Consider the following 12,183-nt stretch of genomic DNA (forward strand, 5'->3'; position numbering starts at 1 on the left):
GTCTCCGGGGGCCGTTGTCAGTGGCCGGGTGCAGACTGGCCCGTATCCGCGACAACGGCGTCCTGGAGGTGGCAGTCATGCCCGACGTACTCCTCACCGTAGGCACCCGCAAGGGCCTCTTCATCGGCCGCAGGCACGACGGACGGTGGGAGTTCGACGATCCCTCCTTCCCCGCGCAGGCGGTGTACTCCGTCGCCGTCGACACCCGGCGGCCGGCCCCACGGCTCCTCGTGGGAGGGGACAGCGCCCACTGGGGCCCCTCCGTCTTCCACTCCGACGACCTCGGGAAGACCTGGACCGAGCCCGCCCGGCCCGCGGTGAGGTTCCCCGAGGACACCGGCGCCTCCCTGGAGCGCGTCTGGCAGCTGCACCCGGCACCGGAGCACTCCCCCGACGTCGTGTACGCGGGGACCGAGCCGGCGGCGCTCTTCCGGTCGGCGGACGGCGGCGAGTCCTTCGAGCTGGTGCGCCCGCTCTGGGAACACCCCACGCGCTCGAAGTGGGTGCCCGGCGGGGGCGGCGAGGCCGTGCACACCGTCGTCACCGACCCCCGCGACCCGGAGGCGCTGACCGTCGCGGTGTCGACCGCCGGGGTCTTCCGCTCGCGGGACGGCGGGGCCGCCTGGGCGCCCTCGAACGAGGGGGTGTCGGCCGTCTTCCTGCCCGACCCGCATCCCGAGTTCGGACAGTGCGTCCACAAGATCGCCCAGGACGCGAGCGACCGGGACCGGCTCTACCTCCAGAACCACTGGGGCGTCTTCCGCAGCGACGACGCGGGAGCGACCTGGACCGACATCGGCTCCGGGCTCCCGTCCGACTTCGGGTTCGCGATCGCCGCGCACCCCCACCGCCCGGACACCGCCTACGTCTTCCCCATCACCGCCGACTCCGACCGGGTGCCCGCGGGGCACCGCTGCCGCGTCTACCGCACGACGGACGCGGGCGGGACCTGGGAGCCGCTGAGCCGGGGGCTGCCCGAGGGCGACCACTACGGCACGGTGCTGCGGGACGCGCTCTGCACGGACGACGCGGACCCGGCGGGCGTCTACTTCGGCAACCGGAACGGCGAGCTGTACGCGAGTGCCGACGACGGGGACAGCTGGCAGCTCCTGGCGGAGCACCTGCCGGACGTGCTGTGCGTGCGGGCGGCCGTGATCTGACGGAATTCCGCATTCCGCGCGATCTGCTCAATGACCCGTAAAGAGAAGGGAGTTCGTTCGCACCGTCATGCGATCATGGGGCCGCTCTCCCGGCCGACGGCCGGGGCCTTCCTGATTGCAGAGGACCATGAAGCTCAGCCTCTTCTCCCACGCCCGCCGCGGCCTGCTCGTGCTCGCGGCCGCCATCGGCATGCTCTTCGGATTCACGGCCGCGCCCGCCCAGGCCCAGGACCTCGTCTACGACGGCACCTTCGAGCTCAGGCCCCTGCACACCTCCAACAAGTGCCTGGAGGTCGCCGACTGGAGCGTGAACAACGGCGCCGCCGTCCGCCAGTGGGAGTGCACCGGCGGAAAGAACCAGAAGTGGGAGCGGTACTCCGCGCCCGGCTCCTCGACCGGCCCCTACTGGTACAAGAACCTGAACAGCGGCAGGTGCCTGGAGATCAAGGACTGGGCCACCTACAACGGCGCCCTGGCCGACCAGTGGGACTGCCACTACGGCGCCAACCAGACCTGGTACGGCAACTCGGGCCAGATCTACCCGGACTTCACCTACGCGTCGAGCAAGTGCCTGGAGATCGCGGACTGGCGCACCGACAACGGCGCCCCGGCACGGCTGTGGGACTGCACGTACCGGACCAACTCCAACCAGAACTTCTACTTCAAGCGGGTCTGACCCGCTTCCGGGGCGCCGGGCCGTGTCCGGCGCCCCTCCGCGACATCAGGGCAGACGCCAGTCCACCGGCTGGGCGCCCTGGCTCAGGAGCATCTCGTTCGCCCGGCTGAACGGGCGGGAGCCGAAGAAGCCCCGGTCCGCCGACATCGGCGACGGGTGCGACGACTCGACCGCCGGCAGGTTGCCGAGGAGCGGGCGGGCCCTGCGGGCGTCACTGCCCCACAGGATCGACACCAGGGGCTTGCCCCGGGCGGCCAGCGCGCGCATGGCCTGCTCCGTGACCTCTTCCCAGCCCTTGCCCCGGTGCGCGCCCGCCTTGCGCGGGGCGGTGGTCAGCGCCCTGTTGAGGAGCAGGACGCCCTGGCGGGTCCACGGCGTCAGATCACCGTTCGACGGCCGGGGCAGACCGAGGTCGGTGTGCAGCTCCCGGAAGATGTTCTCCAGGCTGGGCGGCAGCGAGCGCACCTCGGGCGCGACCGAGAAGCTGAGCCCCATCGGCATCCCCGGCGTGTGATAGGGATCCTGACCCACGATCAGGACCCGCACCTCGTCGAACGGCTGCTGGAAGGCCCGCAGCACGTTCGGCCCGGAGGGCAGGTACGTCCGGCCGGCGGCGATCTCCGCCCGCAGGAAGTCGCCCATCGCGGCGACACGCCCCGCGACGGGCCCCAGAGCCTCCGCCCAGCCGGGCTCCACCAGTTCGTTCAAGGGTCGCGCTGTCACGATCCGTCACTCTACCGGCCTACATTGAATCCTTCCCTACCGGCCAGAGAGAGTGCTCACGCTCAAGGGCCGCCTCGGGAATTCCTGGCTCACGCTGCCGGACGGGGCAGCGCCCCACCCGGGCTTCCGCGATCGGCACCAGCCGGGGCGAGACCAGCCCGGACCAGCATCACGCGCGCGGAGTTCTTGTCCCTGGGAGACACGGCTCCGCACGCGGTGCAGGTATACGTTCGCTCGGAGAGCGGGAGTGCGTGCTTGGTTCTCGCTCCGCACTGCGCGCAGTCCATCGTGGTGTGCGCAGGGTGCACCAGGTGCACGGCGCGGCCGTGCTTGCGAGCCTGCTCGATCAGTGCCGCCTTGGTGACACCGATCGCGGCGTCCGCCGCCTTGCGGGCCATGGTGGTCTTCGCGAGGAATTTCGGCCGGAAGTCCTCGACGGCCACGGCGTCATGGTCGCGAACGACTTTCTTGGCCCACTTACGAGCCCCGTCCTGCCGTTGCCGGGCAACCTTCCTGTGCAGCTTCGCGGCCTGCTGTTTGGCGGCTTTGTAGCGGTTCGAGCCGGACTTACCTCTCGCCGGCTTACGCCTCGCCATCATCCGCTGGTAGCGGGCGAGCTTCTGCGCCGCTGTCTTGCCGTGCTGGGCGTGGGGAAGGTCGTGAGCGTCGGAGGTGGTGGTCGCGGTCTCCTTCACGCCCCAGTCGATCCCGATCACACGGCCGGTCTCCGGCAGGGGCAGTACCTGGGCAGGTACGACGAAGGACGCGTACCAGGCCCCTGTACCGTCCTGGTGGACGCGCACGCTGGACGGCTCGGCCGGGGAGATCCCGCGACCACACCACCGTCAGGACGATGCCGCCTACCAGGTACAGACGGCCGTCCTTCAACCGGAAACCACGCCGGGTGTAGTTGAGGCTCGGCAGCGCCTCGCGCTTCTTCTTCCACCGTGGCATCCCGGACCGCCGATGCACGGGCAATCGGTCCTTGATGTCCTTGTGTGCCCTGGCCCGAGCCTTGCCGAAATCGCGCACGAGCTGTTGCTGGGGAACCGAGGAGCCCTCACGCAGCCAAGCGGAGCCTCTGCGGGCGTCGGTCAGCATTCTGTCGAGCTGCGCCGGGCCGCACGTCCGCCTGTCTCCCGTGAGCTTGTTGTGCAGGTGCACGGCCCGGGACTTCGCGACGGCCTCGTTCCAGATCCACCGGCACCGATCCCACTCAGTCATCAGGGCGGCACGGGCCGTGGAAGACACACGCAGCCGGAAGCTCCACCGGGCATGCCCGACATCCTTCGCCTGCGTCTCCGTCGCCATGAACTCAACCCCACCAGAGTGACGGACGGTTGCCGGGGGATTCCTCGCGAAGTCATGAAACGCCACCACAACCGGAATACAATGCCCCGCCTTGACGTCGAAACAACCGCCACTGCCCCGATCCGCAGGTACGCGATTCCTCCCTGCCTCAAGGCCGGGGCGCCTCCGGGAGGTACCTGGTGAACGAGCACTCGGACGGTCTTGTCGTCGGTGTGGACTCCGGTGGGTCGGGGATCCGGGTCGCCCTCGCCGAGGCCGTGGGGGGAAGGGTCCTCGCCGACCGCGTCTCGCGCGAGCCCGTGCGCACCGGGCCGGGAGGGATCTCCGCCGGGCATTTCCTGGAGCAGGTCCTGCCCGCCGTGCGGGCCCTCGGGGAGCCCTTCCCCGGGCGGCCGGTCGTCGCCGTGGCCGTGGGGGCCGCCGGGATGGCGACCCTCGGGGACGAGCTGCGGGCCGGGCTGCCGGGCGCCTTCGCGGAGGCGTGGGGCGTGCGCCGGCTCGTCCTCGCGGCGGACGCGGTCACCGCGTACGCCGGGGCGCTGGGACAGCGGCCGGGTGTCGTGGTCGCGGGCGGTACGGGTCTGATCGCGCTCGGCACGGATCTGACGTCCTGGCGGCGGGCCGACGGCTGGGGGCATCTGCTCGGCGACTGCGGCAGCGGCGCCTGGATCGGGCGGGCCGGTCTTGAGGCGGCGATGCGCGCGCACGACGGACGGCGCGGGGGCTCGGAGGCGCTCCTGGCGCGCGCCGAGAAGCTCTTCGGGCCCGCGGCCGGTCTCGCGGGCGTGCTCTACCCGCGCACGGACCGGCCCGCCGTGCTCGCCTCGTTCGCGCCCGAGGTGGGGGACTGCGCCGCCGCGGACCCCGTGGCGGCCGGGATCCTGGCGCGGGCCGGCAGGCACATCGCCGAGGCCGCCGAGGCCGCGTGCCCCGCGGAGCCCGGCGCGGCGGTGGCGCTGACCGGGGGACTCTTCAGGATGGGCGAGCCGCTCCTGGCCCCCTTGCGGGCCGCTCTCGGGGAGTTGCTGCCGACCGCGCGGCCGGTGGCTCCGGCGGGCGATCCGCTGGCCGGGGCGGTCGCCCTGGCCTCCGCGCTCGCCACCGGCACCCTGCGGCTGCCCGAAGACCCCGCGCTGCTCCGCCTGTTCGGCGCCGGACCGGCCTCGGCCGGACCGTCCGCCCAGGTCGGAGACGGTGCGTAGGAGCGGGAGCGGGTCCCGTCGGCCCGGGGGCGCGAGGGGGGCGGAAGGGAAGCCGGGACCGAGAGCGGACATAGAGGGGCAGAAGGCGCGTGACCGCACCTCAGCCAACGGCGCGGCGGGCGAAACCAGTAGCATGCGGCGCCATGAGCTCCCCCACTGGGCCTGCTTCCGGCCTGCCTGTACGAATGCCTCGACCCCGTCAGTCCGGGCGGCACCGTCGCCCCGAACCCGCGGCGGCGCCCGAGGGCGCTCCCGCGCTGGTTCTCGCCGTGCCCGGCGCGCCGTCCGCCGCCATACGCTCGCTGGCCGAAGAGGTCGTGAGCATCGCCCGCTCCGAGCTGCCCGGTCTGGAGGCCGCGATCGGCTTCCTGGAGGGTGACGACACGGAGTACCCGTCGCTCGCGACCGTCCTCACGGCGACCGCCACGCTGCGCACCGAGCGGTACGAGCTGGCCCTGGCCGCCGGCCGCGAGGCCACCGCCCCCACGGGCCCGTCCGCGGTCGTCGTCCCGCTGCTCGCGGGCCCGGACAGCGCCCAGATGCGCCAGGTCCGCCAGTCCCTCATGGACGGCGGCAACACCGCCGAGCTGACCGACGTCCTCGGCCCGCACCCGCTGCTCGCCGAGGCGCTGCACGTGCGGCTCTCCGAGGCCGGTCTGGCCCGCGCCGACCGCGCCCGCCTGTTCACGGTCGCGACGGCCGCCGACGGCATCATCCTGGCCACGGTCGGCGGCGAGGAGGCCGTGCAGGCCGCCGGGATCACCGGCATGCTGCTCGCCGCGCGCCTCGCCGTCCCGGTGATCGCCGCCGCGCTCGACCAGGAGGGCTCCATCGCCTCCGTGGCCGAGCAGCTGCGCGCCGCCGGCGCGGAGCAGCTGGCCCTCGCCCCGTACCTGATCGGCCCCGAGCTGGCCGAGGGTCTCCTCGACGAGGCGTCGAAGGAGGCCGGGTGCGCCGCCGCCGAGCCGCTGGGCGCCTACCCGGCCATCGGCAAGCTGGTGCTCTCGCAGTACACGGCCGTGCTGGGCATTCCGCCGCAGCAGCCGCAGGGCGCGCTCGCGCTCTGAGCCGTACGGAAGGGCCCGCGCCGGTTGTGTCCGGTGCGGGCCCTTCGTCGTGTCCGGCGGGTGTCCGGCGGTTCAGCCGAGGACGACGCAGGAGGCCGCGGGGGCTTCGACCGCGCCCGCGCGCGCGGGGACGCCGGTCTCCGGGTCGAGGGTGAACCAGGTGACGTCGCCGGAGCGCTCGTTCGCCGCGTACAGGTGCCGGCCGGTGGGGTCGAGGGTCAGGTCGCGGGGCCAGGTGCCGCCGCAGGGCACGGTGGCGGTGAGGCGGGCCGCCGCGCCGTCCGCGTCGAGGGCGAGGACGGCGAGGGTGTCGTCGCCGCGCACGGCGGCCCAGAGGAAGCGGCCGTCGGGGGCGACGACCACCTCGGAGGGGTAGCTGGGCCCGGCCGTGCCCCCGGGGACGACCGGGGTCTCGGCGAGCGGTTCGAGGACGCCCTTCGCGGCGTCCCAGCGGCAGACGGTGAGGGTGGGCTCCAGCTCGTTCAGGACGTACGCGTGGGTGCCGGCCGGGTGGAACGCGAGGTGCCGCGGTCCGGTGCCGGGGCGCAGCGCGGTCTCGCCGTGGAGGGTGAGCGTCCCGGTCCGGGGGTCGAGGGCGCAGATCCGTACGGAGTCGGTGCCGAGGTCCACGCTGAGGATCCAGCCGCCGCTGGGGTCGGGGAGCACCTGGTGGGCGTGCGGGCCGCGCTGGCGGTCGGCGACGGGGCCGCTGCCCTCGTGGCGCAGGACCGCCGTGGCGGGGCGGGCGGTGCCGTCCTCGGCCAGGGGCAGGGCGGTGACGCTGCCGGAGGTGTAGTTGGCGGTGAGGAGGTGTCCGGCGGCGAGCGCCAGGTGGGTGGGGTCCGCGCCGTCGACGGGGACGGGGGCGCCGAGCGGCCGGGGTGCGGGGCCGGTGACGTCGAAGGCGGCGACGGCGCCCGCCCCGGTCTCGGACACCGCGTGCAGGACGGGGCCGTCGAGGGCGAGGAAGGAGGGGTCGGGGACGGCGTCGCTGCCGCCGGTGACGGTGAGCGCGCCGGTGTCCGGGTCCACGTCGGCGGCCAGGACGCCGCGGCCGCCCGCCGAGGTGAAGGATCCGATGTACGCCCGTACCGCGCTCCGGCCCTGATCCGTCCCTGTGCCGCTCACGGCGCCTCCCCTGCCCCTGGGGCCGGTCGTGCGCGACCGGCCGTCGTCCTGTCGGGGCGACGGTAGCAGGCGGTCTAGACCAGAGCGGGGGTGACGGGCCGGGGCTGCGACGGCCCCGGCCCGGGGGTCGGGTGCGGCAGGCCCGGCGTCCGGGCGCGGCGGCCCCGGGGTCAGGAGCGGACGAGCAGGGAGCCCGGGGGCGTGCGCAGGGGTTCGTCCAGGGCGGCCAGGAGCTTCTCCAGGCCGCTCACGTGGCCGAGCGCCCCCTGGCCGACGGCCGGAGCCGCCTCGGTGGCCGGCGTGCCCCGGCCGGCTCCGCGGTCGCCGTCCGGCGACGTGAGCCGTTCCACGGCGGCCTCGACGCGCCAGCAGGCCGCCGCGAGCCGGGCGTCGTGGCTCGCGGCGGGGTCGGCGGCGACCGCCGCGAGTCCCCGCACCTCCTCGGCGCACTCGTCGAGCAGCGCGAGGACCTGGCGGGCGCGGGCCTTACGGCCGCGGAACGGGCTGAGCGGGTGGACCAGCGGCGCGAGCGAGAGCCGTACGCGTCCGAGCAGCAGCTCCAGCTCCGCCGCGTGCGGCGTCGGGTCGGCGTCCGGCTCGCCGGACAGGCGCCGCAGCGAGGCGGAGGTGGCGGCACGCACCCCTCGCAGGGCCCGCTGGATCCAGGCGTCGTTGATCGCGTGGGTGGTGACCGGGAGGATCAGGAGCACGGCGAGCGCGGCGGCGGCCGCGCCGACGGCCGTCTCCTCCAGGCGCAGCACGAGCAGCGCCGGGTCGAGCACGCCGAGGAGTCCGTACAGCAGGCCGGCCATCACGGTGACGGCCAGCATCATCCAGCTGTACGAGACGGGTGCCGCGTAGAAGATCCCGAAGACGCACAGGGCGACGAGGAGGGCCGTCGGTACCGGGGCGCCGTGCAGGGGGATGGCGACGACCATGCCGACGGCGATGCCGATCACCGTGCCGAGGACCCGGCGGAAGCCCCGTACGAGCGTCTCGCCCCGGGACACCGTGTTCACGAAGATCCACCACGTCGTGCCGACGGCCCAGTACCAGCGGTCCTCGGACAGCACCTGCCCGATCGCCAGCGCCACGGCGCAGGCGGCGGCGGCCTGCACGGCCTGCCGGGTGGTCACCCGGGCGAGACCGGTGCCGGGCAGCGGGGCGGGGACGGCGGCGGGGGGCGTACGGCGCTCCAGCGGCCACAGGACGAAGCGCACCGCCGCCGCCGCGGCCAGGGCGATGCCGACGGCGGCGTAGAGCTCGGGGAGCTGGCCGGGCACGGCGTGCAGGAACTGGGTGGTGAAGAAGTTCATGAAGGCGAAGATCCCCAGGGCGTGACCGCGCGGGCCCCAGCGCCGGGCGTAGACGCCGCAGAAGACGACGACGAGGAACGCGAGGTCCCGGAGGAGGGTCAGATCGTGCAGCGCGGTGGCGGCGGCGAGCACGGGGAACCCGGCGGCGGGCAGGAGCAGGGTCGTCACGCGCTGGGCGCGGACGGTGCTGTCGGCCACGGTGAACAGCGCGAGCAGTGCGGCGAGGCCGCCGGTGATGGAGGCGGTCAGCGAGAGCCCGGCGAGCTCCGCGAGTGCGACGGCGAGCGCGATCCCCACGACGGCCCGCAGCGAGTTCCTCAGTCTGACGCGCCCCGGATCCGGCGCCACGAACATCCTCTTCACGGCGGTCAGCCGCCCCCTTGTCTTGCCTTCCGCCCCGCCGCGCGGTGTCCCGGGGTGGGGGAGCGCGCGGACACGACGAAGGCGCCGCGTCCGGACCGGCCTCGTCGCCGCCCCGGCGCTGCGGCGCCGAAAGTACCTGGATACGACAAGGAAACCATTCGGGTGCCGTCGGCTCAACCCGACCCGGCTCCGGTGTGCCATTGGCCCAGTGGATCGCGCGGGAGCCGGGCCACTCGGGGACCAACGGACCAATGGGCCGGGCACCCCTGGGCTCTCTCCGGCCCGGGGCACGGAGGCGTGCCGCCCGCCGGGGCATGGGTACAGTCGGAAACCGGACGAGCCGGGCGAAGGAGGCCGACGGAGCATGGCGGTGGACGAACTCGACACGCGGATCCTGCGGCTGCTGATCGAGCAGCCGCGGACGAGCGTGCGCGAGTACGCGCGGATCCTGGGAGTGGCGCGGGGCACCGTACAGGCGCGGATCGACCGCCTGGAGCGGGACGGGGTGATCACGGCCACGGGGCCGGTCCTCTCCCCCGCCGCCCTCGGGCACCCGGTGCTCGCCTTCGTGCACGTCGAGGTCACCCAGGGGCATCTGGACGAGGTCGGCGACGCGCTCGCGGGCGTGCCGGAGATCGTGGAGGCCTTCTCGATCACCGGCGGCGGCGATCTCCTGACCCGGGTGGTGGCGCGGGACGCCGGACATCTGGAGGATGTGATCCAGCGGTTGATCCAGCTGCCCGGGGTGGTGCGCACCCGGACCGAGATCGCGCTGCGCGAGCGGGTGGCGCACCGGCTGCTCCCGCTCGTCGAGGCGGTCGGGCGGCGGTCGGGGACGGTCTGAACCGCCGCCCTCCTCGGCCGGCCCACCCGAGATGGATGGCACATGCGATGAAATTCGCTTGAATTCCTTGCACGTGAGACCCCCCTCGGCCTAACGTGGCCGTCATGCAGTCCTACACCATCGGTCAGGCCGCACGCCTCCTCGGCGTCAGCCCCGACACGGCACGCCGCTGGGCCGACGCGGGCCGGATCCCGACCCACCGCGACGAGAACGGCCGTCGGCTCATCGACGGCCGCGACCTGGCCGCCTTCTCGATCGAGGTCGGGCAGGGCGCCGCCGGAGGCGACGACGGGTCGTACACCTCGGCCCGCAACGCGTTCCCCGGGATCGTGACCGCCGTCAAGCTCGGCGACATCGCCGCCCAGGTCGAGATCCAGGCCGGCCCGCACCGGCTCGTGTCCATGCTGACCCGCGAGGCCGTGGAGGAACTGGGCCTGGAGGTCGGCGTGCAGGCCATCGCGCGGGTGAAGTCGACCAGCGTGCACATCGACCGCGCCTGAGGAGCGGCACGACGGACCGTGCGCGTGACGGTCGGCTCGCGTGACGGTCGGCCCGCGTGACGGCGGTCCGCGTAACGGCGGTCCGCGTGACGGCGGTCCGCGTGACGGATCGTCAAGGAGCTTTTTCCGAGGCATCGTTCGGCGTCCTCGGGCGCCGACGATATTCACGCGCGGCGGGCGGCCCCCTGTGGCAGGGTACGACCGCCCTGTCCCCCGCGTGATCCGGAGCGTTCCCGTGCCCCTGCCCGAGCGGCTCGTCCCCCTCCTCGACCAGTTCGACTTCGCCCGCAAGCGGCTCACCGACCGGATGGCGGGACCGCTCGTGGACAGCGGCAACGGCACGGACGTCGAGGTCGGCCCGATGACCGACGCGGAGTACCTCTGGGAGCCGGTGCCCGGCTGCTGGTCGGTCCGGCGGCACGCCGAAGGACCGGGGAAGGGCGCGACGCTCCTGGTGGGCGCCGGCGCGTGGGGCCGGGACACGACGCCCCCGCCGCACCCCGCTCCCCCGCCGTTCACGACGATCGCCTGGCGGCTCAGCCATCTCTCCGAGATGCTCGCCCTGCGCGCCGACCACACCGACGGCAGCCGCACCCTGACCCGCGACGACCACCCGGTGGCCGGGGACGTCGTCACCGCCGTCGCGGCCTTCGACGCCGCCGCCACCGCCTGGCGCGAGGCCCTGCTGTCCGTGGACGACGAGGCCCTCGACACGGTGGGCCACTGCACGTATCCGCACGGCAGCGACGCCGAGAACCCCTTCCTGGAGATCGTCTGGTGGGTGAACCAGGAACTGCTGCACCACGGCGCGGAGATCGCCCTCCTCCGTGACCTCCACCGGACCCTCCGGTAGGGAGAGGTCAGCGGGTCGTACGGGCCAGGAGCATCGCCACGTCGTCCTGGGCGGCCCCCACGAGGAGCCTCCCGAGGACCTCGTCGCACAGCGTGCCGAGGGGGCGGCCGAGGGGCCGCAGCGCTTCGGCGAGCTGCCGCATGCCCTGGTCGAGGTCCCGGTCGCGGGCCTCGATGAGGCCGTCCGTGTAGAGGACGAGGAGTCCGCCTTCGGGCAGGACGACCTCCTGCGTGCCGAAGTCGTGGGCCCCGGTGCCCAGCGGGGTCCCGGGCTGCCCGTCGAGGAAGGTGATGGTGCCGTCCGGGGTGGCGACGGCCGGCGGCGGATGGCCCGCGCGGGCGATGACCCAGCGGCCGGTGGCCGGGTCGTGCACCGCGTAGACGCAGGTCGCCATCTCGTCCTCGCCGAGGTCGGCCACGACGGCGTCCAGGGAACTGAGCATGCGCGCCGGCGGGATGTCGTGGCGGGCCAGGGTCCGCACCGCGGTGCGGAGTTGGCCCATGACGGCCGCCGCGTGGATACCGTGGCCCATGACGTCGCCGATGACGAGGCCCGTCCTGCCGCCGGGCAGCGCGATGACGTCGAACCAGTCGCCGCCGACGTCGTGGGAGCTCGCGGGGAGGTAGCGGCCGGTGAGTTCGAGGCCGGTGACGGCGGGGAGTTCGTTGTTGGTGAGGCTGCGCTGGAGGGTCAGGGCGGCCTCACGCTGGGTGGTGTAGAGCCGTGCGTTGTCGATGTTCAGGGCGGCGCGCGCGACGACCTCGTCGATGAGGACGCAGTCCTGCGCGTCGAAGGGCTCGCGGGTCCGCAGTCGGGTCACCGTGATCGCCCCGAGCACCTGGCCCCGGGCCACGAGGGGCACGAGCCGGGCCGAGCCGATGCGCGTGGCGAAGTAGGCGCGGAGCGCCTCGGTGCGCGGATCGGTGAAGAGTGCCGGGATGTCGGACGTGTAGAGGTTCGTGGGCCGCCCCCCGGCCCCGCACCGCGCGGAGTAGGAGTGGAGGGGGTTGTGGGATGTGTTGCCCCGGCCGGGGTGGGCC

Annotated in this window: 11 protein-coding genes and 1 pseudogene; 7 read left to right on the forward strand and 5 right to left on the reverse strand. The window is 74.0% G+C overall.

Annotated features, from left to right (window positions below; genetic code table 11):
- Positions 1–77: 77 nt before the first annotated feature.
- Together ACFV2S_RS15030 and ACFV2S_RS15035 are read left to right on the forward strand one after the other, a co-directional pair.
- Positions 78–1,160: a WD40/YVTN/BNR-like repeat-containing protein gene (locus ACFV2S_RS15030; protein WP_383793511.1), complete on the forward strand. Its 1,083-nt coding sequence runs from the start codon at positions 78–80 to the stop codon at positions 1,158–1,160.
- Positions 1,161–1,287: 127 nt separating this feature from the next.
- Positions 1,288–1,836, forward strand: coding sequence for an RICIN domain-containing protein (locus ACFV2S_RS15035; protein ID WP_385558075.1), 549 nt, complete (start codon positions 1,288–1,290; stop codon positions 1,834–1,836).
- Positions 1,837–1,881: 45 nt separating this feature from the next.
- Here ACFV2S_RS15035 and ACFV2S_RS15040 read toward each other — a convergent pair whose 3' ends face one another.
- A complete protein-coding gene (locus ACFV2S_RS15040) occupies positions 1,882–2,559 on the reverse strand; it encodes a uracil-DNA glycosylase (RefSeq protein WP_385558078.1) in 678 nt (225 codons plus the stop codon).
- 89 nt (positions 2,560–2,648) lie between these two features.
- A pseudogene (locus ACFV2S_RS15045) lies at positions 2,649–3,870 on the reverse strand (RNA-guided endonuclease InsQ/TnpB family protein).
- Positions 3,871–4,046: 176 nt separating this feature from the next.
- Here ACFV2S_RS15045 and ACFV2S_RS15050 point away from each other — a divergent pair.
- Together ACFV2S_RS15050 and ACFV2S_RS15055 are read left to right on the forward strand one after the other, a co-directional pair.
- A complete protein-coding gene (locus ACFV2S_RS15050; RefSeq protein ID WP_385558342.1) occupies positions 4,047–5,072 on the forward strand; it encodes an N-acetylglucosamine kinase in 1,026 nt (341 codons plus the stop codon).
- Positions 5,073–5,215: 143 nt separating this feature from the next.
- On the forward strand, positions 5,216–6,139 hold the full coding sequence (locus ACFV2S_RS15055) for a sirohydrochlorin chelatase (protein ID WP_385558081.1): 924 nt from the start codon (positions 5,216–5,218) through the stop codon (positions 6,137–6,139).
- A 72-nt stretch (positions 6,140–6,211) separates the two neighbouring features.
- Here the strand turns inward: ACFV2S_RS15055 and ACFV2S_RS15060 are convergent, their stop codons facing one another.
- Positions 6,212–7,267, reverse strand: a complete 1,056-nt coding sequence (locus tag ACFV2S_RS15060; protein WP_385558084.1) for a lactonase family protein — start codon at positions 7,265–7,267, stop codon at positions 6,212–6,214.
- 170 nt (positions 7,268–7,437) lie between these two features.
- Entirely contained in the window at positions 7,438–8,937 is a 1,500-nt protein-coding gene (locus ACFV2S_RS15065) for an FUSC family protein (protein WP_385558345.1), read from the reverse strand.
- Positions 8,938–9,310: 373 nt separating this feature from the next.
- On the opposite strand from ACFV2S_RS15065, the gene ACFV2S_RS15070 reads away from it, so the two are divergent.
- The 3 genes from ACFV2S_RS15070 (at position 9,311) to ACFV2S_RS15080 (ending at position 11,143) form a co-directional block, all read left to right on the forward strand.
- Positions 9,311–9,790, forward strand: coding sequence for an Lrp/AsnC family transcriptional regulator (locus tag ACFV2S_RS15070; RefSeq protein ID WP_382860744.1), 480 nt, complete (start codon positions 9,311–9,313; stop codon positions 9,788–9,790).
- A gap of 104 nt (positions 9,791–9,894) precedes the next feature.
- Entirely contained in the window at positions 9,895–10,290 is a 396-nt protein-coding gene (locus ACFV2S_RS15075; protein WP_329852411.1) for a helix-turn-helix transcriptional regulator, read from the forward strand.
- Between the two features lie 235 nt (positions 10,291–10,525).
- Positions 10,526–11,143 (forward strand): DinB family protein, encoded by a 618-nt coding sequence (locus ACFV2S_RS15080; protein WP_385558088.1) that lies wholly within the window; start codon positions 10,526–10,528, stop codon positions 11,141–11,143.
- 7 nt (positions 11,144–11,150) lie between these two features.
- On the opposite strand, the gene ACFV2S_RS15085 is transcribed toward ACFV2S_RS15080, so the two are convergent.
- Positions 11,151–12,183 (reverse strand): PP2C family protein-serine/threonine phosphatase (locus ACFV2S_RS15085; RefSeq protein WP_385558091.1); only part of this gene is annotated, 1,033 nt, incomplete at its 5' end.

Origin of the sequence: Streptomyces sp. NPDC059695 (assembly GCF_042733785.1) — a bacterium.
Taxonomy (GTDB): domain Bacteria; phylum Actinomycetota; class Actinomycetes; order Streptomycetales; family Streptomycetaceae; genus Streptomyces.